Annotated in this window: 21 protein-coding genes and 1 pseudogene; 11 read left to right on the forward strand and 11 right to left on the reverse strand. The window is 70.1% G+C overall.

All coding sequences use genetic code 11. The features are described 5' to 3' along the window. Positions 1-24 precede the first annotated feature (24 nt). The 3 genes from OG734_RS34955 (at position 25) to OG734_RS34965 (ending at position 3,914) form a co-directional block, all read left to right on the forward strand. Positions 25-426, forward strand: coding sequence for a sortase-dependent protein (locus OG734_RS34955; protein ID WP_330291419.1), 402 nt, complete (start codon positions 25-27; stop codon positions 424-426). 258 nt (positions 427-684) lie between these two features. After that, a complete protein-coding gene (locus tag OG734_RS34960; protein ID WP_330291420.1) occupies positions 685-1,338 on the forward strand; it encodes a class F sortase in 654 nt (217 codons plus the stop codon). A gap of 305 nt (positions 1,339-1,643) precedes the next feature. Then, positions 1,644-3,914 carry a protein kinase domain-containing protein gene (locus OG734_RS34965; RefSeq protein ID WP_330291421.1) on the forward strand — a complete coding sequence of 757 codons (2,271 nt, stop codon included), beginning with the start codon at positions 1,644-1,646 and terminating at the stop codon, positions 3,912-3,914. Between the two features lie 275 nt (positions 3,915-4,189). Here the strand turns inward: OG734_RS34965 and OG734_RS34970 are convergent, their stop codons facing one another. Both OG734_RS34970 and OG734_RS34975 read right to left on the reverse strand, forming a co-directional pair. Then, positions 4,190-4,411 (reverse strand): hypothetical protein, encoded by a 222-nt coding sequence (locus OG734_RS34970; RefSeq protein WP_330291422.1) that lies wholly within the window; start codon positions 4,409-4,411, stop codon positions 4,190-4,192. A gap of 264 nt (positions 4,412-4,675) precedes the next feature. Further along, positions 4,676-5,293 (reverse strand): TetR/AcrR family transcriptional regulator, encoded by a 618-nt coding sequence (locus tag OG734_RS34975; protein WP_330291423.1) that lies wholly within the window; start codon positions 5,291-5,293, stop codon positions 4,676-4,678. A 74-nt stretch (positions 5,294-5,367) separates the two neighbouring features. On the opposite strand from OG734_RS34975, the gene OG734_RS34980 reads away from it, so the two are divergent. Further along, on the forward strand, positions 5,368-6,336 hold the full coding sequence (locus OG734_RS34980; protein ID WP_330291424.1) for a DMT family transporter: 969 nt from the start codon (positions 5,368-5,370) through the stop codon (positions 6,334-6,336). Positions 6,337-6,555: 219 nt separating this feature from the next. Next, positions 6,556-6,999 (forward strand): acireductone synthase, encoded by a 444-nt coding sequence (mtnC, locus tag OG734_RS48110; protein ID WP_443065121.1) that lies wholly within the window; start codon positions 6,556-6,558, stop codon positions 6,997-6,999. 203 nt (positions 7,000-7,202) lie between these two features. Here mtnC and OG734_RS34985 read toward each other — a convergent pair whose 3' ends face one another. The 3 genes and pseudogenes from OG734_RS34985 to OG734_RS34995 all read right to left on the reverse strand — a co-directional run. After that, positions 7,203-7,916, reverse strand: coding sequence for a YoaK family protein (locus OG734_RS34985; RefSeq protein WP_330291425.1), 714 nt, complete (start codon positions 7,914-7,916; stop codon positions 7,203-7,205). Between the two features lie 119 nt (positions 7,917-8,035). Further along, positions 8,036-8,455: a transglycosylase SLT domain-containing protein gene (locus OG734_RS34990; protein ID WP_330293906.1), complete on the reverse strand. Its 420-nt coding sequence runs from the start codon at positions 8,453-8,455 to the stop codon at positions 8,036-8,038. A 233-nt stretch (positions 8,456-8,688) separates the two neighbouring features. Then, positions 8,689-9,396, reverse strand: a pseudogene (locus tag OG734_RS34995) (ECF transporter S component); the annotation flags it as partial. Between OG734_RS34995 and OG734_RS35000 the strand changes: the two are divergent. Further along, positions 9,368-9,523, forward strand: a complete 156-nt coding sequence (locus OG734_RS35000; RefSeq protein WP_443064977.1) for a hypothetical protein — start codon at positions 9,368-9,370, stop codon at positions 9,521-9,523. The pseudogene OG734_RS34995 and the gene OG734_RS35000 overlap by 29 nt on opposite strands. Positions 9,524-9,555: 32 nt before the next feature. On the opposite strand, the gene OG734_RS35005 is transcribed toward OG734_RS35000, so the two are convergent. Beyond that, positions 9,556-10,593 (reverse strand): MBL fold metallo-hydrolase, encoded by a 1,038-nt coding sequence (locus OG734_RS35005; protein ID WP_330291426.1) that lies wholly within the window; start codon positions 10,591-10,593, stop codon positions 9,556-9,558. A gap of 195 nt (positions 10,594-10,788) precedes the next feature. Here OG734_RS35005 and OG734_RS35010 point away from each other — a divergent pair, with 195 nt between their 5' ends. Together OG734_RS35010 and OG734_RS35015 are read left to right on the forward strand one after the other, a co-directional pair. Next, positions 10,789-12,246, forward strand: coding sequence for an aldehyde dehydrogenase (locus tag OG734_RS35010; protein WP_330291427.1), 1,458 nt, complete (start codon positions 10,789-10,791; stop codon positions 12,244-12,246). Positions 12,247-12,251: 5 nt separating this feature from the next. Continuing rightward, complete coding sequence (locus OG734_RS35015) at positions 12,252-12,485, forward strand: ferredoxin (RefSeq protein ID WP_329277623.1); 234 nt, start codon at positions 12,252-12,254, stop codon at positions 12,483-12,485. A gap of 297 nt (positions 12,486-12,782) precedes the next feature. On the opposite strand, the gene OG734_RS35020 is transcribed toward OG734_RS35015, so the two are convergent. Further along, entirely contained in the window at positions 12,783-13,481 is a 699-nt protein-coding gene (locus OG734_RS35020) for a TetR family transcriptional regulator (protein WP_330291428.1), read from the reverse strand. A 264-nt stretch (positions 13,482-13,745) separates the two neighbouring features. On the opposite strand from OG734_RS35020, the gene OG734_RS35025 reads away from it, so the two are divergent. From OG734_RS35025 to OG734_RS35035, 3 genes are read left to right on the forward strand one after another with little or no spacing between them, the layout of a single operon-like run. Beyond that, positions 13,746-15,158 (forward strand): glycosyltransferase family 4 protein, encoded by a 1,413-nt coding sequence (locus tag OG734_RS35025; protein ID WP_330291429.1) that lies wholly within the window; start codon positions 13,746-13,748, stop codon positions 15,156-15,158. Continuing rightward, positions 15,152-15,907, forward strand: a complete 756-nt coding sequence (locus OG734_RS35030; protein ID WP_330291430.1) for a class I SAM-dependent methyltransferase — start codon at positions 15,152-15,154, stop codon at positions 15,905-15,907. Before OG734_RS35025 ends, OG734_RS35030 begins: the two co-directional genes overlap by 7 nt. Next, entirely contained in the window at positions 15,904-16,974 is a 1,071-nt protein-coding gene (locus tag OG734_RS35035) for a prenyltransferase (protein WP_330291431.1), read from the forward strand. The genes OG734_RS35030 and OG734_RS35035 overlap by 4 nt, the downstream gene beginning before the upstream one ends. 19 nt (positions 16,975-16,993) lie before the next feature. Here OG734_RS35035 and OG734_RS35040 read toward each other — a convergent pair whose 3' ends face one another. From OG734_RS35040 to OG734_RS35055, 4 genes are all read right to left on the reverse strand, one after another. Further along, complete coding sequence (locus tag OG734_RS35040) at positions 16,994-17,287, reverse strand: hypothetical protein (protein ID WP_330291432.1); 294 nt, start codon at positions 17,285-17,287, stop codon at positions 16,994-16,996. Between the two features lie 65 nt (positions 17,288-17,352). Continuing rightward, a complete protein-coding gene (locus tag OG734_RS35045; RefSeq protein ID WP_330291433.1) occupies positions 17,353-18,363 on the reverse strand; it encodes an LLM class F420-dependent oxidoreductase in 1,011 nt (336 codons plus the stop codon). Between the two features lie 120 nt (positions 18,364-18,483). Continuing rightward, positions 18,484-19,335 (reverse strand): hypothetical protein, encoded by an 852-nt coding sequence (locus tag OG734_RS35050; protein ID WP_330291434.1) that lies wholly within the window; start codon positions 19,333-19,335, stop codon positions 18,484-18,486. A 150-nt stretch (positions 19,336-19,485) separates the two neighbouring features. Further along, positions 19,486-20,409 carry an N-acetylmuramoyl-L-alanine amidase gene (locus OG734_RS35055; RefSeq protein ID WP_330291435.1) on the reverse strand — a complete coding sequence of 308 codons (924 nt, stop codon included), beginning with the start codon at positions 20,407-20,409 and terminating at the stop codon, positions 19,486-19,488. Positions 20,410-20,412: the final 3 nt, after the last annotated feature.

Genomic DNA, 20,412 nt, shown 5'->3' on the forward strand with positions numbered 1-20,412 from the left:
CCGGGCTGGAACTGGAGCCCTTACATGTCCCGCCGTCTCACCCTGCGTCCGCTGAGCACTCTTCGCATCGCCGTCCTGACCGGCGTCGCGGCCGGCGCGCTGCTCGTCCCGGCCACCGCGGCCTTCGCCACCGACCCGACTCCGACGCCGGGCGCGTCCGACGCGACCCCGGCCGACAAGGAGGCCCTGGCGAAGAAGAAGGCCGAGGACGCCAGGACGCTCAAGGAGGCCGAGGCCCGGAAGGCCGCCGAAGCCCAGAAGGCCGGAGGCAAGGACTTCCCGCGGGGCGGTGTCGCCGCGGGCGAGGCCCCCGCCCAGGACGACAACACCGGCACGCTCATCGGTTCGGCCACGGGCGCGCTGCTCCTCGCGGGCGCCGGCACCTACGTACTGCGCCGCCGCACCACCGCCCGCCGCGACAGCTGACCCGGCAGCACGACCTCTCGTACGAAACGGTGGCGCCGCCCTTCACCGGGCGGCGCCCTGTGCGTTCCCCGAACCCCTGGGGCCTGTCGTCACATCCCGCCTGCCCCGCGACGCCATGCGCGCTCCGCCCGGCACGCCGAGAGCACGCACCTGCTCGGACTCGGCCGCTGCCGCGGCGGGCGCCAGGCCCGCCCTCCGGGCGGACGACGGGAATGTGACGACCAGGCCCCAGCCCCGCACCCTGTCCTGGAGCTCGCGTTGCCCACTGCACCCCGTCCGGCCCTCTGCCGGGGCCGCCTCGCCGTCGCCCTGCTCGCGACCGTCACCCTGTTCGTCCTCATCACCGTGCTCACCGGCTGCTCGTCCACCCCGGACCCGACGGTCCAGGCGGTCCCCAGCGCCGTCGGCACCGCCTCGCCCGGCGCCCCGGAGTCCGAGCAGCCCGCGGCCCCGAACGCTCCGGCGGCTCCGGTGGCGCCTGCCGAGGTCGCCATCCCTTCCGTGGGGATCACCAGTTCGCTGATGGACCTGGGCCTCAACACGGACGGGACGGTCGAGGTCCCGCCGGCCGAGAAGGGGATGACCGCCGGCTGGTACACGGGCGGTGCCGTGCCCGGTGAGGTCGGCGCGGCCGTCATCATCGGCCACAACGACACCCGCTTCGGCAAGGCCGTCTTCCACGACCTCAAGAAGATCACCAAGGGTGCGGACATCACCGTCACCGATGTGACGGGCGAAGCCGTCCACTTCACCGTCACGGCCACGGAGAGTGTCGGCAAGAACGCCTTCCCCACGGAGAAGGTCTACGGCCCGACCCAGGACCGTGCCCTGCGGCTGATCACGTGCGACGGCGACTTCGACGCCCAGGGTCATCCGGTGAACAACCTGATCGTGTACGCGACGCGGAGCTGATGGCCGTACAGGACAGGCGGGCAGGAAAGGCGAGCAGGAAAGGCGAGTCGTGCCGGATTCGTCCTGTCGTCACGAGTAACGTCCGGACAATCCCTGCCTGAAGTCTCAAGTAATGGCCATGAGTTGCTCGATTGCGTCAGCCAACTGTCCCTACAGCACCTACTCTCCCCCCAGACACATCCAACGGGGAGCAGACGGGGAACAGACGGGGAACAGGCGAGCTGAGGACAATGGAGCCACTTCGTCCCACGGATCCGGACCGGTTGGGGCCGTACCGTCCAGTCGCGAGACTCGGCGCCGGAGGGATGGGCGAGGTCTTTCTCGCCAAGGACGACCGACAACAGACAGTGGCCGTGAAGGTCATCCGTCCGGAGCTGGCCTCCGGCCGGGCCTTCCGTACCCGGTTCCGCCGTGAGGTGGACGCCGCGCGGGCGGTGAGCGGCACCTACACGGCGTCCGTCGTGGACGCGGACCCGGACGGTCCCGTCCCCTGGCTGGCCACCACGCACATCCTCGGTCCGACGCTGGCCGAGGCGGTCGAGGCGTACGGGCCGCTGCCGCCGAGATCGGTACTGGCCCTCGGCGCCGGACTCGCCGAGGCGCTGATCGCCGTGCACTCCGCGGGGCTGGTGCACCGCGACCTCAAACCGTCCAACGTGCTGCTCTCCGCCGAGGGCCCGCGCGTCATCGACTTCGGCATCGTCCGTGCCACCGACGGCTACGAACTCACCCTGTCCGGCGTGCTGTTGGGCTCCCCGCGATACATGTGCCCCGAGCACGCCACAGGGAACCCGATGGGACCGGCCGGCGACGTGTTCTGTCTCGGCTCGGTCCTGGCCTACGCGGCCACCGGGCAGGCGCCCTTCGACGGCGCGTCGGCGGCCACCCTGCTGTACCAGGTGGTGCACGGCACACCCGACCTGTCGGGCGTCCACGCCCCCCTGGACACGATCATCGGGAGCTGCCTCGAAAAGTCCCCGGACGCCCGACCCAGCCCGGACCGGGTGTCGGCGGCGTGCGCGCCCGGCGGAGTCGACGCGGTGGACTGGGACGGCTGGCTGCCGGAACCGGTTCTCGCCTCGATAAGAGGACAGGCCGCCGCCCTCATGGACCTGGACCTCGGGCTCGAAGAGCAGGCAAACGTTGTCGGCCGGGAGCGGGCCAGTGCCGTCCTGACGGGCGCCCCCGCCCCCGGCGGCCTCCGCGTCGATCCGCGCCTGGCGGCCGTCCAGCGACTGGTCACGGAGCGCCGCCAGAGCAGCCCCCACCAGGTTGTCTTCCCCGAGGAACCGAAGCCCGGCCCGGCGCACGAGCAACCGCCCGTGCAGCCGCCTGCGCAGTCGCCCGAGCGGGGCACCCACCGGGCCCGGCGCCCCGCCCAGCCGAGCCTCTCCCGCCGAGGGGTCCTCACAGTCGCCGCGCTCGCTCTGGGTACCGGCGTCACCGCACTGCTCCACGGATCGAAGGACGGGTCGGGCAGCGTGGCGACGCCCGCCGGTCCGGCACCGGAACCGCTGTGGACGTACCGCAGCGCCCCGCTCCTCCAGGCACCGGCGGTGTTCTACAACGACACCGCCCTGCTGAAGACGCAGTCCGGCACCATGTTCTGCCTCGGTCTCACCGACGGCGCCCGCCCCCGGTGGACCTACCGGGGCATCAGCCAGTCGCCCACCCCGCCCCTGATCGTCTCGGACGTCGTCGTCGCCCTCGGCACCGGCGCGACCGTGCTGGGCGTCGACCCGATCACGGGCGCCGAGCGGTACTCGCTGGACTTCGGGGCGGACTTCCGGTTCGACACGCTGCTCGGCGGGGCCATCGGCACGGTCACCATCGTCGGACTGCGGTTCGACCGCCAGGACAGACCGGACGGGTCGCGGGGGCCTGCCACGTCCACGAACGTCGTCCTCGGTACGAATCTGAAGGCGCGCCTGGCCCAGGTCATCCCGATCAGCCCGCAGGACATCGGCCTCGACCTGAAGCCGTTCATCGATGCCGAACGCTTCGTCTACATGGACGGGCTGCACCGGCTGACGGCGCGTGGCGGCGACGGTCGCAACGGGGGTGTGCTGTGGAGCCATCCCATGGCGTCCGCAGCGGAAACCCGGTCGGCTCCGGTGGTGCTCGACGGGACCGTGTTCGCCGCCGACAATGAGCTCATCGCCGTGGACCTGGAGACCGGTGCGCTGCGCTGGCGGGTGCGGGAGGACAAGGGCGGCTTCGCCTCCGTCGCGGTGGCGGACGGCACGGTGTACTGCACGACGAGCAACCCGCACGGCGTCGAGGCGTTCGACGCGGCCACCGGCTCAAGGCGCTGGTTCTGCGAAACCCCCAGGCTGGACCTGGAGAACCCCCTGGTCGCGGGCGCCGACGCGGTGTTCGTCACGGCCGAGGCCAACAAGGACGGCTTCTACGCGATCGATGCCCGACAGGGCGAACTGCTGTGGAACTTCACCGACGGCCGGGACACCGGCATCAACGACTGGCAGCTCTCCTGCGACACCGCCGCGGGCACGGACCATCCGCTGATCGCCCAGCATTTCGACAAGGTGTACGCCCTCCCGATGCCCCGTAACTGACAGGCACCTGGAGTTCGCGACCCGTCACTGGGCGACTCGGTCGGCGGTCACGCCGCTGCGACGGCGCGGCTCACAGCTGATCCCAGGTTCCGGGGTCCTCCGTCAGGGTGCCGGGGGCGCCGGGAGTTCCCTCCCGGAAGGCCGGCGCCTGGAAGGGGTCGATCTCCGGGGTCGGCGTATCGGTCCTCGCGTGGAACGTGGTCGGTTCCGGCGCGGAGAACAGAGAAGTCAGCTCGATGGAAGGTCTCCTGATTCTCGATGGGGCATGGCAGATCTCACAGAACGGTCAGCTTGGCGTACGGGCTGACAATCCGTTCCTGACGCCCGCCGAAATCGACGAGCACTGCGATGCCATCCTCGACGGTGGTCACCCGGCCGAGGCCGAAGACGTCGTGAGTGACCCGGTCTCCTGCCGCGAAAAGCTTGGCAGGGGGTGCCACAGGGGCTTTGAAGGGGCTGGTGGCCAGATGGGCCCGCGTTACCGCTGTCTTTGTCATTGACGCCAGTATGCTCCGCTCCGGCCCGCCGTGGGCCCCGTGGGCACCCTCGACTCTCGGCGGCCACATCCGCGCCGGGTCCGCCGACGAGCTCGCGGACGGGGAAAAGTCTTGCTCGTTGACGCTCATTGCGCAGGTCACACGGGTTGCGGGGGCCGCGCCGAGCTCATGCGGCGGGCCTCCGTGCAGCGTGATCTCACGCAGAGTAATAGCCAAGAGTTATGAATCGTTGACTTGCCGACCCGGGGTGCGGACGGGAATCCGTCATCGATCCACAGCGTGCGCGATCAACACCGCGGCAGACTCCTGGGCCCGGACGGCCGCCTCGTCGACGGAACGCATGGAGTTGGCGATGCACGCCCCTTCATGCAGGATCAGCAACTCCTCGGCAAGCGCCTCGGGACGCCTGGCACCGGCTTCCGCCGCGAGGACCTCCATGTAGGACAGCAGCCACACCTTCTGCTCACGGGCGACTTCCTGACCCGGGTGACTCTCGGGCAGTTCGACGTGTGCGTTGACGAAGGCGCACCCTCGCGGGTTGCGCTCGCGCAGCCAGGCGTGCAGCGCCCCGAAGGTGGCCAGAAGCCGCTCCTGGGGCGCCCCGCCGTGGTCGCTGACGTATGTCTCCAAGGTCGAGCGCCACAGGGCGTCACGCGCGCGCAGGTAGGCGACGATCAGATCGTCCTTCGAGCCGAAGCAGTCGTAGAGCGTCTTCTTGGTGACGCCGGCCTCTTCGGCGATCGCCTCCACGCCGACGGCGCGGATCCCCTGGTCGTAGAAGAGCCGCGAGGCCGTCTCGAGGATCCTCGCCCCGGCCGGAGTGAGGCGCTGCGGATCTCCGCGCCTCCCGCCCCGGCCGACAGTCTTGCTGATAGCAGTCACGTGTTGACGGTACACCGAACGGTATGGTTACGTCAGTTGCTATACCGGTGTGTTTACTCGTGGGAGCTGATCACATGAGCGGACTTCGCGGCGCCCTGCGGGGTGAGCCGGTCCTAGCCGCACTCTTCGTCGTCATGTGGAGTTCCGGCTTCATCGGCGCCGGTCTCGGCACGGCCGTGGCCAGTGCCGTCACCATCCTGATGTGGCGGTTCATAGCGGTCGCGGCCATCCTGCTGCTGCTCCAGTTCGTCATCAGACGACACCGGATGGGACCGGCCGAACTGGCCGTCCAGGTTCTGCTCGGGCTGTTCTCGCAGAGCGTGTACCTCTTCAGCATGTTCGGGGCCGTGCAACTCGGCGTGACCAGCGGCATCGTGTCGCTGATCGACGCGCTCCAGCCTGTGTGCGCGAGCGTCCTGGCAGGGCTGCTGCTCAGCGAACACGCCTCGGTCAGGCAGTGGTGGGGCCTGGGTGTGGGTCTCGTCGGCGTCGCTGTCGTGATCAGCGGTGACCTCGGCCTGCGTCCGGATGTGCCGGCCTGGGCGTACCTCATCCCCTTCATCGGCATGGTGGCGCTGACCGTGGCCACCCTCATCGAACGCAAGGCCAAGCCGCGAGCCCCCCTGATGGACTCACTGGCCGTCCAGTGTGCCGCGAGTGCGATCTTCTTCACCCTGGTCGGACTGGGCACAGGACAGGCCGCCATGCCCACGGCCGGGCAGGCGTGGCTGGCCATCGCCTGGCTGATCGGCCTGTCGACCCTGGGCGGCTACGGCCTGTACTGGATCATCCTGAAGAGCCATGGAGTCACCTACGTGAGCTCCCTTATCTACCTGACCGCACCAGCCACGCTGATCTGGGGCTTCTTCATGTTCGGCGACGCCATAAGTCTGGTGAGCGGCCTCGGCATCGCCGTGTGCCTCGGCGGTGTGGCGTTGGTGCACTCGGAGCGGGTTCAGGCGCGAACGGTCACCGAACCGGCCACGGCGCCTTTGGCCGAGACCGTGAAGAGCGATGACACAAGGCGCCAAGCCAAGGCGTGACAAATCGCGACACCTTTTCATCAAAGGCATGAATTTTGAAGGACACCGGGCAAGGTCGCGTCCGTCCCGTATCGCACCGAGTACTCCACGGACACCCTGGAGTTGATCCACTTGAAGGACGGCGGAGCTGCCGACGACGAGGGCTCCGCTGTGCGCACTCTGGAGCAGTGGTCCGACGAAGACCGCAAGCTCGGCCCCCTGAAGAGGCTGTAGGGCCTGATCTGGGCGGAGGGCTACGCGAAGGGCGAGCTGACGGCTCATGTCTACCCCGACACCGTCGAGGCACTGGACATCTGGCGGAGCGGGGGAGCGGCGGTCCACATCTACTTCTCCGGATCGGTCCAGGCCCAGCAGCTGTGGTTCGCGCACACGCCGTACGGAGATCTCCGCAGCCGGCTCACGTACTACTTCGACACCGCCAACGCGGGTCCGAAGGAGGCGGTCGATTCCTACCGGACCATCGCCGCCGCGCTGTCTCTGCCACCGCACGGCATCCTGTTCGCCTCCGACTCGCCCACCGAACTGGACGCGGCACGGCTGGCAGGCTGGAAGACGGCGCTGGTCCTCCGGCCGGAGGAACCACCTCGGCCCGCCCCGGCCGGGCGTGGCCACGCACGCCGCCACCCGGATCTGTTGTCCCTCGCACGGGAGCAGGCACCATGACTCCGGCACTCACGTCACGCCTGGCGAGCCGCGCCGCCGGCCCTCGCCCGGACCACCGAGCGGCTTCGCGACGTACTCGCGGCCACCCTCGCTTCCCTCGCCCCCGAGCCGGCATGCGCCTGCCGCTCACTCCGCCCCAGCCCCCTCTGAGCGTCTCCCCGCACGACTCCTCATCGACGGCCAGCACGCGGCCGCGGCCCCGCTCACTCCCGGCCCGACGCGCTCACCGCCAACACCGCCACCGCCACGGCGCCGACGAGGAGCGGGATGCCCAGGCCGTGATGGACCACCAGCCACGCGCCGAGCAGCGCGCCCAGTGCCATCGCCGCCACCGACGCCGAGCGGCGCGGGGAGTGGACGCCCGTACCGCCGGCCGCGCGGGAGTCGGCGGCGAGACCGGTGAGGGTCATCGTCAGGACGGTGGTCGTCAGGTCGGGGACGCCCAGTCTGCGTACGGTCGCGTTGCGCAGGCCCATCGCGAAGGCGGTGACCGCGATCAGCGCGTAGACGGTGGCCGTCGCGTCCGGCGCCGCGAAGGCGACCACCGTGGACGCGCCCAGGAACACCGCCTCGACGGCGAGGGTGATCCGGGCCCACCTCCGGCGCGAACCGCCGCCCAGCCGCACCGCGAGCCGCCCGCCGGCCACCGCGCCCACCACGAACGAACCCAGCGACACCAGGGTGTGCGGTACGGAGAAGCCGGGTGCCCCGGCGGCGGCGAAGCCGAGCACGACGACGTTGCCGGTCATGTTGGCGGTGAAGACATGGCCGAGCCCGAGATAACTGACGGCGTCGATCAGCCCGCTGACCACTGTCAGCACCAGCAGAACGGCCACGAGCCGCAGCCCGCGCGATTCGGGATCGTGCGACGACGACGGCGGCGGCTGCTGGGCCGGCTCGGTTGCCTCTGCGCTCATCGGGTCAGTCCACCACGGATGTACGGGGACATACGTACGAAGGCGACGGCCCCCGGAAGACCGGGGGCCGTCGCCTTCGTACACACATGCGTACGTACGTTGTGTCGTGCACGGTCGGCTCAGTACCAGTTGTGGGCCTGCCAGAAGTTCCAGGCCCCGACCGGGCTGCCGTAGCGCTCGTTCATGTACTTCAGGCCCCACTTGATCTGGGTGGAGGCGTTGCTCTTCCAGTCGGAGCCGGCCGAGGCCATCTTCGAGCCGGGGAGGGCCTGGACCAGGCCGTACGCGCCGGAGGAGGCGTTCATGGCGTTGACGTTCCAGCCGCTCTCGTGCTCGACGATCTTGCTGAAGGCGTTGAACTGCGCGTCGTTCGGGATCAGCTTGTGCGCGATCGCCCTGGCGTCGGACGCGGAAGCGGTGGTCGCCGCGTCGGCGGGAGCCGCGGCCAGGACCATGCCGGCGGTGGCGGCGGCCACGGCGGCGGTGGTGAGGGCCTTCTTCGGGGTGGCGATGGAACGAGCGATACGGGAGACGAACACGGAGAACCTTTTCTTCGGGGTCAGGGCCGTCGCGGGCAAGTCGATGCCACGTGCTGCGTTGCTGCGTGTGTGGCGGTGACATGCGGCGGCGCCGCGACCCGTGAGGGCTCGTCGGCGCCGTGCGACTGCTTCAGAGAAACAGGATCGACGGGCGTCCGCAATCACCCCTTTTGCTAGTTGTGGTCGTATGTGGGGTTTAGGAGCCCTTTGTGATCTGGCTCTCAATGCGCAGGTCAGAGGCGGTTTCTGTGTGGGCATGACATGGGTATCGGCCTACTAGTTCGCTTCGTAGGTGATGTACGTCCTGTGGGCCGCTTCACGCGCCGGACGCGTCGAAAGTGACCTGGCTCTCGAAAGCTGCCCTCCGCGTCGCCCGGCGCAGCGCCTTGAGGACGGTCGCGCCGAGGGTGATCGTCAGTACGACGGTGAGACCGCGCGTCCCAGGTCCCAGCCGAGCGAGGTCGCCAGGCAGTACGTGACGAAGCGGGCCAGGTTCGTGGGGAGCGGCGCGTCCGGCACGGACGCGATGTTCGAGGCCGGCGCGCCCATGAAGGGCCGGCCCGCGAGGTTCATGACCGTGCCGTAGGCGACGGCGGCCAGGAAGCCGTAGCCGGCGAGGAGAAGCAGCTCCGCGCGGCCACGCAGCCGCTCCGCGCCCGGCAGCAGGCCCGCGCCCATCGTGAACCAGCCCATCGCGAGCATCTGGAACGGCATCCAGGGCCCCACCCCGCCCGTGAGCAGCGCGGACGCGAACATGGTCACCGAGCCGAGGACGAACCCGAAGCCGGGCCGAGCACCCGTCCGCTCAGCACCATCGGGAAGAACATCGGCTCCAGACCGGCCATACCGGCACCCAGCGGGCGCAGGGCCGCCGACCCCTTGGCCGAACCTGCCCGCGCGATGCTGGCCGCCATGCTGACAGCCCCGTCCGCCGTGCCGGAGGCGGGCCGGACGGCGGAAGGGCTGCCGGAGGCGCGCAGGCGGCGCGCGGCGAACCCGACGATGAGCCGGGGCGAGGTCGAACTGCTGGGAGAGGCAGAGGAGTTGATCCGTACGCTACTGCCATGAAGCCCGCCGGACAGATGGCTCAGGGCTGCGGGTCACACCGCCACGTACGTCACCGGCTCGCTGCCGGTCACCGCCTCCGCCTGGCCCAGTTTGACCAGTCGGCGGACGTGGGCCTCGGCCTCCGAGACCGCGATGTTCCGTGATCCCGGGGGGATTTCGGCCCAGGGGCGGTTCCACTCCATGCGTACCGCCAGTTCCCAGGGGGTGAGGGGAGTGGTGAGGAGGGCGCGGAGGCCGGCGAGGCGTTCGTCGTGGTGGTCGAGGAGCTCCTGTACGCGGACGGTCGCGTCGGGGAAGGCGTGGCGGTGGGCCGGGAGCACCTCCGCCGGGGCCAGGCGGCCGATGCGCTCCAGGGAGTCGAGGTAGTCGCCGAGGGGGTCGGCGATGGTCGTGTCGTCCGGATCCTCGTACAGGCCGATGTGCGGGGTGATCCCGGGGAGCAGGTGGTCGCCGGAGAACAGGCGGCCGTTGCCCGGGAGTTGGGCCGGGTGGGCCTCCTCCAGGTGGAGGCAGACGTGGCCCGGGGTGTGGCCAGGCGTCCAGATCGCGCGCAGACGGCGGCCGGGGAGGTCGAGGAGTTCGCCGGGGACGATCTCGCGGTCGGGCAGCGCCGGCGAGAAACCGGGCAGGGAGCCGAGGGGGATCGCGCCCAGGGTCGCCAGGTGGTCGTCGGGCGCTCCGGCCGCCGCCAGTTTCGCGGTCATGTAGGTGAACCAGCGCTCGGCACGGTTGTCGCGTGTCCGCCGTACCAGGGAGATGTCGGCCTCGTGCATCGCGATCCACGCGCCCGACACCTCGCGGACCTGGCCCGACAGGCCGTGGTGGTCAGGGTGGTGGTGGGTGATCACCATGCCGTGGATCTCGCCGACTGCCGTGCCGCACGCCAACAGGCCCTCGGCGAGCGTGTCCCAGGACAGCGGGTCGTCCCAGCCCGTGTCGATGAGCACCGGTCCGCTGTCGGTGTCGACGACATACACCAGGGTGTACCCGAGGGGGTTGTTCGGAATGGGGACCCGGAGAGACCGTACGCCCCCGCCGTGATCGGTCACCTGCGTCGACACCTGTGTCATGGGCTCCCCTGTGGCCGGTTGCCAGCCCAACTATAACTAGAACCAGTTTCAATGGGAGCCCGAGTCACTTACTTCGCAGTGGTGCGAGACCTGTGGACTCCTCGGAGGGGAACTGGTAACTGTCTCCGTATCTATCTGTCTGACGATCCGTCAGAGACGGTACCCGGAGAGGCAGTCGGCGAGAGGCAGTCGGCCATGACCGAGCTCGTGGAACACGGACAGCTGTTCATCGGCGGGGAGTTGACCGACCCCCTCGGCAAGGACGTCATCGAGGTCATCTCCCCGCACACCGAAGAGGTCTTCGGCCGCGTGCCGCACGCCTCGACGGCGGACGTCGACCGGGCCGTCGCCACCGCGCGCACCGCCTTCGACGAGGGACCCTGGCCGCGGATGACCCTCGACGAGCGGATCGCCGTCGTCACCCGCATCAAGGACGGGATCGCCGCACGGTACGAGGAGATCGGCCGCGTCATCTCCTCCGAGAACGGCTCCCCGTACTCCTGGAGCGTCCTCGCCCAGGCACTCGGCGCGATGATGGTGTGGGACGCGGCGATCACGGTCGCCCGCGACTTCACGTACGAGGAGTCGCGCGACGGAGTCCTCGGCCGCATCCTCGTCCGGCGCGAGCCGGTGGGCGTCGTCGCCGCCGTGGCCCCCTGGAACGTCCCGCAGTTCGTCGCGGCGGCCAAGCTCGCGCCCGCGCTGCTCACCGGCTGCACGGTGATCCTCAAGCCGTCGCCCGAGTCGCCCCTCGACGCGTACATCCTCGGGGAGATAACGAAGGAAGCCGGACTGCCGCCCGGCGTTCTCTCCATCCTCCCGGCCGACCGCGAGGTCAGCGAGTACCTCGTCGGGCACCCCGGCATCGACAAGGTCTCCTTCACCGGCTCGGTCGCCGCGGGCAAGCGCGTCATGGAGGTCGCCGCCCGCCATCTCACCCGCGTGACGCTGGAGTTGGGCGGGAAGTCGGCGGCCGTCGTCCTGCCCGACGCCGACCTCGACACCGCCGTCCCCGGCATCGCCGCCGCCGCCTGGATGAACAACGGCCAGGCGTGCGTCGCCCAGACCCGCATCCTGCTGCCGCGCTCCCGCTACGACGAGTTCGCGGACGCTTTCACCCAGGCCGCGAGCGCGCTGGTGGTCGGCGACCCGCTCGACCCGGCGACCCAGGTCGGCCCGCTGGTCGCGAAGCGCCAGCAGCAGCGCAACCTCGACTACATCCGCATCGGCCAGGAGGAGGGCGCGAAGATCCTCACCGGCGGTGGACGCCCCGCCGGCCTCGACCGCGGCTGGTACGTCGAACCGACCCTCTTCGGCGACGTCGACAACTCGATGCGCATCGCCCGCGAGGAGATCTTCGGCCCCGTCATCTGCCTGATCCCGTACGGCGACGAGTCCGAGGCCGTGAAGATCGCGAACGACTCGGACTACGGGCTCTCCGGCAGCGTGTGGACGGCCGACGTCGCGCACGGCATCGAGGTCGCGCGGCAGGTCCGTACCGGCACGTACTCGGTGAACACCTTCAGCCTCGACATGCTCGGCCCGTTCGGCGGCTACAAGAATTCGGGGCTGGGGCGGGAGTTCGGGCCCGAGGGGTACAGCGAGTTCCTGGAGCACAAGATGATCCATCTCCCGGCCGGCTGGGAGGGGTAACGGGCATGGGCGACCGCTGGCACGTGGAGGTGGACCGCTCGCTGTGCATCGGCTCGGCCCAGTGCGTCCACCGGGCCCCGGACGGTTTCCGCCTCGACACGGGGATGCAGTCCCACCCCGTCGAACCGGACACGGACGCCAACGAGAAGGTGCTGGCGGCGGCGGAGAACTGTCCGGTGGAGGCGATCATGATCACGCTGCTGGGGGGTGGGGAACCGGTGTTTCCGCCGGAGGAGTAAAAATCCCCCGTAAGTGGTTCCATATCCGGCAATTAGTCATATTGTGGAAGTAGGCCTACGGGACGAGTGAGGGAGCTCAACCGTAGTAGCCGACTCTGGCGAGACGCTTCGGCATCCGCTGGGGCCGACGTTGACGGTAGGGCTGAGAGGCCGGACGGCAGTGCTCGGGCCGGAAGGCGACCCCGGGACCTGATCCGGGTAATACCGGCGCAGGGAAACCCGTCTCGTAGGTCACTTTCGCGCGCTCGGAGCGCGCTCGGGCCACTCAGGCCCCTTCTCTGCTCGGGTGTTCTCCGGTCAGGCGTTCTCCGGTCGGGCCTTCTCCGGGTCGGTCAGGTCGATCAGTCGGCACACCGTCTCGATGTCGATCTTCACCTGGGCGATCGAGGCGCGGCCCGACAGCCAGGTGATCAGCGCCGAGTGCCAGGTGTGCTCGATGACGCGCACCGCCGACAGCTGCTCGGGCGTCGGGTGCCCCCCGCCCGGCCCGCCCTCGCCCAGCCCCATCGAGTCCAGGATGATCGCCGTCGTCTGACGGGAGACCTGGTCGACCTCCGGCGAAACACTGCGGTCCGCGAAGGTCAGCGCCCGCACCATCGCGTCCGCCAGATGCGGCTCACGCTGAAGGGCGCGGAAGGCGCGCATCAGGGTCTCCGCAACCCGCTCCGCGGCCGTCTCGCCCGTCGGGGGCTTCTTGCGCAGTGTGCCGTGCATGTGTTCCAACTGGTCCTGCATGGTGGCGACCAGGAGATGAACCTTGGACGGGAAGTACCGGTAGAGCGTGCCGAGCGCGACCTGCGAGGACTCCGCGACCTCCCGCATCTGCACCGCGTCGAAACCGCCCCGGCTCGCCAACTGCGCGCTCGCGTGCAGGATCCGGCGCCGACGGGCCTCCTGCCGCTCGGTGAGCGGAGCGGAGGGCGGCAGCGAACCGGTCGACGAACTCGGTCGCGCCGTATGTGCCGTATGTGCTTCCACCTTCGCGTCGGCAGGCATGGTTCCCGTTCCGTGACAGTCGGTGATCGCACGGTGATCGAGTGGACGACCGGGCGGCGATCGGGCAGTCGTGTGTCAGCAAACAGTCAGCATGGCACGTCCGCATCGTGCGTCCGCCGTGGCGCGAATCACCTGATCCACCGCTCACAGTCGACGTACCTGCCGGTAGATTCGGAGCCTCCTGAACGATCAAGTCTGAAACTTGTTCTAGATTAGCGTCCCGTCGTAGTCTCGCGGGAAACCGTGGGGAGAAGGGGGCCGGGAGTGACGGCCGAGGCCAGCGAGGCAGGCCCTCAGGGGGATCCTGCCGCGGACGGCGAGCGACCGCTCAAGATCGCACTTCTGACCTATAAGGGGAACCCGTTCTGCGGCGGCCAGGGCGTCTACGTACGCCATCTGTCGCGCGAGCTCGCCCGGCTCGGACACCGCGTCGAGGTCATCGGCTCCCAGCCGTACCCCGTGCTGGACGTACTCGACGGACGCGACGGAGCCGATGGGTACGAGGTGGGTCCCGACCCCGTCCTCACCGAGCTGCCCAGCCTCGACCTCTACCGCCACCCGGACCCCTTCCGCACTCCGGGGCGTGACGAGTACCGCGACTGGATCGACGCACTCGAAGTCGCCACGATGTGGACCGGCGGTTTCCCCGAACCCCTCACCTTCTCCCTCCGCGCCCGTCGCCAACTGCGGGCCCGGAGCGGTGAGTTCGACGTCGTGCACGACAACCAGACGCTCGGATACGGCCTGTTGGGTGACCTCGGCGCCCCACTCGTCACCACGATCCACCACCCCATCACCGTGGACCGGCAGTTGGAACTGGACGCCGCCGACGGCATACACCGCCGGATGTCCGTACGGCGCTGGTACGGCTTCACGCGCATGCAGAAGCGGGTGGCGCGCCGTCTGCCGTCGGTGCTCACCGTCTCAGGCACGTCGCGCCAGGAGATCGTCGACCATCTGGGCGTACGGGACAACCGCATCCACGTCGTGCACATCGGCGCGGACACCGACCTCTTCTCACCCGACCCGGCGGTGCGCCAGATACCGGGCCGCATCGTGACCACGTCCAGCGCGGACGTTCCCCTCAAGGGGCTCGTGTTCCTCGTCGAGGCGCTGGCGAAGGTACGTACGGAACATCCCGGCGCCCACCTCGTGGTCGTCGGCAAGCGCGCCGAGGACGGGCCCGTCGCCCAGGCCATCGAGAGGTACGGCCTCGAAGGCGCCGTCGAGTTCGTCAAGGGCATCTCGGACGCGGAACTCGTCGACCTGGTGCGCTCGGCGGAGATCGCCTGCGTACCGTCCCTGTACGAGGGCTTCTCCCTCCCGGCGGCGGAGGCGATGGCCACCGGCACGCCCCTGGTCGCCACCACCGGCGGAGCGATCCCCGAGGTCGCAGGCCCCGACGGCCAGACCTGCCTGGCCGTCCCGCCCGGCGACCCGGGAGCCCTGGCCACCGCCCTGGCGACCCTCCTCGCCGACCCGGAACTGAGGGCGCGCCTGGGCCGGGCGGGCCGCGAGCGCGTACTGACCCGCTTCACCTGGGCCCGAGCTGCGCAGGGCACGGCAGCCCACTACCGCGACGCGATCGCCCGCTCCACGCCCGCACGCAAGTCCACGCCCAAGTCCACGCCCACCCCCAACGTGACCCCCGACCGCGAAAGCAGGACTTCGTGCTGACCGTCGACTTCACCCGGTTCCCGCTGGCCCCGGGGGACCGTGTCCTGGACCTCGGCTGCGGAGCCGGCCGGCACGCGTTCGAGTGCTACCGGCGCGGCGCCCAGGTCGTGGCGCTGGACCAGAACGGTGACGAGATCCGCGAGGTCGCCAAGTGGTTCGCGGCGATGAAGGAGGCGGGCGAGGCGCCCGCCGGGGCCACCGCGACGGCCATGGAGGGCAACGCCCTGGCTCTGCCGTTCCCCGACGAGTCCTTCGACGTCGTGATCATCTCCGAGGTCATGGAGCACATCCCGGACGACAAGGGCGTCCTCGCGGAGATGGTCCGGGTGCTTAAGCCCGGCGGCCGGATCGCGATCACCGTGCCGCGCTACGGTCCCGAGAAGGTCTGCTGGTCCCTCTCCGACGCCTATCACGAGGTCGAGGGCGGCCACATCCGCATCTACAAGGCGGACGAGCTCCTCGCGAAGATCAGGGAAGCGGGGCTGAAGCCCTACGGCACCCACCACGCCCACGCCCTGCACTCCCCGTACTGGTGGCTGAAGTGCGCGTTCGGCGTGGACAACGACAAGGTGCTGCCGGTCCGCGCGTACCACAAGCTGCTGGTCTGGGACATCATGAAGAAGCCGCTGGTCACCCGGGTCGCCGAGCAGGCCCTGAACCCGCTGATCGGCAAGAGCTTCGTGGCGTACGCGACCAAGCCGCACCTCCCGAGCCTTTCCAAGTCCGAAGCCGAGGTGGCCGCGAAGTGACGACCCCCCGGACAGAACACCTCGTCCTGCCCGGGGTCCTCACCTCCGAGCAGGCCGCCGTCACCGTCCGCGGGATCCTCGCGGAGCAGCGGGAGGACGGGGCCATTCCGTGGTTCCGGGGGCACCATCTCGACCCGTGGGACCACACCGAGGCCGCGATGGCCCTCGACGCGGCCGGCGAGCACGAGGCCGCCGAGCGGGCGTACCTGTGGCTGGCGGCCCACCAGGCCGGGGACGGTTCCTGGTACGCCGCGTACGCCGACGGGGACGCGGACGCCGTCACCGACCGGGGCCGGGAGACCAACTTCGTCGCCTACATAGCCGTCGGCGTCTGGCACCACTACCTCGCCACCGGCGACGACACTTTCCTGGACCGGATGTGGCCGACGGTCTTCGCGGCCGTCGAGTTCGTCCTCCAGCTGCAGCAGCCCGGCGGTGAGATCGGGTGGAAGCGCGAGGACGACGGCACGGACATCAAGGACGCCCTGCTGACCGGGAGTTCGTCCGTCCACCACGCGCTGCGCTGCGCGCTCGCCATCGCCGACGAACGTGAAGAGCCGCAGCCCGACTGGGAGTTGGCGGTGGGCGCACTGCGGCACGCGATCCGCCGGCACCCCGAGCGGTTCCTCGACAAGGCCCGCTACTCGATGGACTGGTACTACCCGGTCCTGGGCGGCGCGTTGACCGGCGCGGAGGCCAAGTCCCGTATCGAGGAGGGCTGGGAGCGCTTCGTCGTCCCCGGACTCGGGGTGCGCTGTGTCGTGCCCAACCCGTGGGTGACGGGCGGCGAGTCGGCCGAACTGGCCCTGGCGCTCTGGGCGGTGGGCGAGTCCGACCGTGCCCTGGAGATCCTGCAGTCGATCCAGCACCTGCGCGATACGGACAGCGGCCTGTACTGGACGGGGTACGTGTTCGACGCGGAAGCGATCTGGCCGCGCGAACTCACCACCTGGACGGCGGGTTCACTGCTCCTCGCGGTCGCCGCACTCGGCGGCCACGAGGCGACCTGCACGGTCTTCGGCGGCGAGCTGCTGCCGACGGGACTGGACCCCGACTGCTGCACCTGACCCGTCCGGGCGCCGGCCCTCAGTGCCGGTTGATGCGGTTGGCGATCGCGTGGCCCACGAACAGGTAGACGACGGCGGCCAGTCCGTACCCGGCGACGACCCGCGCCCACTGCTCGTCGAACGTGAAGAGGTCGTGCGACCAGCCCGCCAGCCAGGCGGCCGCGTCATGGACGACCTGCACGAAGTCGTTCGCGCGGTTGGCGTCCAGCAGGTACATCAGGATCCAGAGGCCGAGGATGACGGCCATGATGTCGGCAACGATCGCGATGATCGTCCCGGCCTGATTGGCACCACGGTGAGATACGGGGGACATGTCCTTCGGGTGCCCCGGAATCCGGGATGAAACCAGCCGGCGCCAAGCCCGTCGTCAGCCTGCCGTCAGGAGTTGAGCTCGGCGAGCACCCGCAGGGTGCGCGGGTCGGGGGAGAGGACGAGCAGGTCGGTCACCGGTCCCTTGCGCCACAACTCCAGCCGCTCGGCGATGCGTTCACGCGGCCCGACGAGGGAGATCTCGTCGGCGAAGGCGTCCGGTACGGCGAGCACGGCCTCCTCGCGCCGCCCGGCGAGGAACAGTTCCTGGATCCGCCGGGCCTCCTCCTCGTACCCCATGCGGGCCATCAGATCGGCGTGGAAGTTGCGGGCCGCGTGGCCCATCCCGCCGATGTAGAACCCGAGCATCGTCTTGACGGGCAGCAGCCCCTCGGAGACGTCGGCGCAGACGCGGGCCTGCGCCATCGGCGCGACCATGAACCCTTCCCCGGCCCCGCTCAGCGGATCCTCGTACAGCTCGGTCCGCAGCGGTGACCAGTACAGGGGCAGCCAGCCGTCGGCGATACGGGCCGTCTGGGCGATGTTCTTGGGCCCCTCCGCGCCGAGCAGCACGGGGAGCTGGGCGCGCAGGGGATGGGTGATCGACTTGAGCGGCTTGCCGATGCCGGTGCCGTCCGGGCCGGCGTAGGGGAAGTTGTGGAACCGCCCGGACAGCTCAACGGGGGCCTCGCGTCTGAGGACTTGGCGTACGACATCCACGTACTCCCGGGTCGCGGTGAGCGGCGACTTCGGGAACGGGCGGCCGTACCAGCCCTCGACGACCTGCGGGCCGGAGAGGCCGAGACCGAGGAGGACGCGTCCGCCGGAGAGATGGTCGAGGGTGAGGGCGTGCATCGCGGTGGTCGTCGGCGAGCGGGCCGCCATCTGGGCAACCGCCGTACCCAGCTTGATCCTTGACGTCTGCGCCGCGATCCACGTCAACGGGGTGAACGCGTCCGAGCCCCAGGACTCGGCGGTCCACACCGAGTCGTAGCCGAGCCGTTCGGCCTCCTGGGCGAGCGGTACGTGGTCCGGGGAGGGGCCGCGACCCCAGTAGCCGAGCGCGAGACCGAGCCGCATGCCTGCCTCCTGACGATACTGACGGTACGTCAGATGTGAAAACACTGGCGGCGACTGTACGACAACGGCCTCTCGCCCGGAAGGGCAAGAGGCCGCAGCTCGCGCATCACGCGAACGGTGTTATCCGCGCTGGATGCCGGAGGTGTCCTGGAGCACGCCCCGCCGGCCGTCCTGCGTCTGGGCGACGAAGCCCTGGCCACGCTGCTCGACGGCCAAGTACCAGGTACCGGGGGCCAGTTCGGCGATCGGCGTCGGCGAACCGTCCTCCGCGAACAGCGGACGCGGCACCGGCACGGCGAACCAGAAGGGGGAGAAGTCCGCGGCCGGCGGCTGCGCCTGCTGCGGCGGCTGACCCGCGCCGGCGTCGGCGCCGAAGGGCTGACCGGCCTGCGGCTGGGCGCCGTACGGCTGCTGCGGTGCGCCGGCGCCGGGGTAGCCGTAGCCGCCCTGGGGCTGGCCACCGGGACCACCGGGGTAGGGCTGGCCGCCGTAGGGCTGCGGGGTGGGCGGCTTGGGGGCGGGGACCAGGGCGCCCTTCAGGGCCGGGACCAGCGGGGTGGCGACGGCGGCGGCAGCCATGACGACCGTGGCGACGAGGGAGAGGATCAGGCCGGTGCCCGCGTCGGGGCCGGTGCCGCCGGCGCTGACGTTGTCGTAGCCGCCCGCCGGGTCGAAGACGTTGCCGAGCGCGCTCCAGGCGGCGAACACGGTGAAGGCGACACCGAACTGGCCGAGTTCGATGCCCGCGACCTTGGGCATCTGCGGCAGACCGTGCGACAGCACGACGAGCGCGGCGCCGATGAGGCCCGCGAGGACGACGCCCAGCAGGACCGGGCCGCTGGCCCAGGCGCTCGGCATGTCGAGGCCCGTGGCACCGTCGACGGAGTAGATGTCGAGGAACGACGCGATGAACAGCAATACCGCTGCTCCGATCACCACGCCGTCGCCTCGAGTGAGGGAGCGGATATTCACTTCAGGTCCTCAGGTCCTTCGTAGGTCGTGTCGTCGTCGGCATTCGGTCGGTCGGCCCATCCGTACTCGGTCGGCCGTCAGTCGATCGTGCGTAGGGGCACGACATTATCGTCCGCCTGTGTGGGCTGTCCGCCGGGATGCACGCGTTGATCACGACCCGCGCAGGAAACTCACGATTCCTTCAGAGATCCCTTGTGCCGCTTCCTGCCGCCATGTTCCGCTGGTCAGCAGGGCCGCGTCCTTGCTGTCGCGCATGTTGCCGCACTCGATGAACACCTTCGGAACCGTTGACAGATTGAGACCGCCGAGGTCCGTGCGGGTGTCCAGCCCGGTGCCGTCACCGATGTAGTTGGAGGGCGCGGAGCCGGTCTCGCGGGCGAACCCGGCCTTGACGCGCTCGCCGAGAAGCCGGGACGGGGCGACGATCGGCCGGGTGTCGGCGGCCCCTTGGTGCACGGCCCCCGGCAGGATCACATGGAACCCGCGGTTGCCCTGCGCGCTCCCGTCGGCGTGGATGGAGACGACGGCGTCGGCGTGTGCGGCGTTCCCGATCCGGGCGCGCTCGTCCACGCAGGGCCCGAAGGCGTAGTCGGACCGGTCGCCGTCCTGCGTGAACTTCACGGTGGCGCCCTGCCGTTCGAGGACCGTCCGCAGCCGCCGCGCGACATCGAGGGTGAACTCGGCCTCCGTATAACCGCTGTTGGTGGCGGTACCGGTGGTGTCGCACTCCTTGGAGTTCGTACCGATGTTCACCTTGCGGGCGATCTCGGCGGTGTGCTTGAAGTTGCCGGGGTTGTGCCCGGGGTCGATGACGACGACCTTGCCCGCCAGGGAAGTCGCCGGTTCGCTGGGGACGGAGAAGTCGGGCGGTTCGACCGGCGACAGGGGCTCATAACTGCCGCTGCTGAGGGAGTCGGCGCCGCTCTGGCCGTCACCCCCGCCGTCGTCGGCGACGGCCCCCCAGACGAACCACCCGCCCCCGCCCAGCACCATCACGGCGAGGGCGACGACCAGCGGACGGCGCAGCGGGGAACGGGGCTGGGGCGGCTCGAAGCCGGGGCCTGCGTAGGACACGAC

The sequence above is a fragment of the Streptomyces sp. NBC_00576 genome, assembly GCF_036345175.1.
In the GTDB taxonomy this organism is placed as follows: Bacteria; Actinomycetota; Actinomycetes; order Streptomycetales; family Streptomycetaceae; genus Streptomyces.

Coding starts and splice junctions, on each gene's coding strand:
- OG734_RS34955 (WP_330291419.1), top strand. CDS start 25: ATGTCCCGCCGTCTCACCCTGCGTCCGCTGAGCACTCTTCGCATCGCC.
- OG734_RS34965 (WP_330291421.1), top strand. CDS start 1,644: ATGGGCGAGGTCTTTCTCGCCAAGGACGACCGACAACAGACAGTGGCC.
- OG734_RS34970 (WP_330291422.1), bottom strand. CDS start 4,411: ATGACAAAGACAGCGGTAACGCGGGCCCATCTGGCCACCAGCCCCTTC.
- OG734_RS34980 (WP_330291424.1), top strand. CDS start 5,368: ATGAGCGGACTTCGCGGCGCCCTGCGGGGTGAGCCGGTCCTAGCCGCA.
- OG734_RS34985 (WP_330291425.1), bottom strand. CDS start 7,916: ATGAGCGCAGAGGCAACCGAGCCGGCCCAGCAGCCGCCGCCGTCGTCG.
- OG734_RS35000 (WP_443064977.1), top strand. CDS start 9,368: ATGCTGACAGCCCCGTCCGCCGTGCCGGAGGCGGGCCGGACGGCGGAA.
- OG734_RS35005 (WP_330291426.1), bottom strand. CDS start 10,593: ATGACACAGGTGTCGACGCAGGTGACCGATCACGGCGGGGGCGTACGG.
- OG734_RS35010 (WP_330291427.1), top strand. CDS start 10,789: ATGACCGAGCTCGTGGAACACGGACAGCTGTTCATCGGCGGGGAGTTG.
- OG734_RS35015 (WP_329277623.1), top strand. CDS start 12,252: ATGGGCGACCGCTGGCACGTGGAGGTGGACCGCTCGCTGTGCATCGGC.
- OG734_RS35020 (WP_330291428.1), bottom strand. CDS start 13,481: ATGCCTGCCGACGCGAAGGTGGAAGCACATACGGCACATACGGCGCGA.
- OG734_RS35040 (WP_330291432.1), bottom strand. CDS start 17,287: ATGTCCCCCGTATCTCACCGTGGTGCCAATCAGGCCGGGACGATCATC.
- OG734_RS35045 (WP_330291433.1), bottom strand. CDS start 18,363: ATGCGGCTCGGTCTCGCGCTCGGCTACTGGGGTCGCGGCCCCTCCCCG.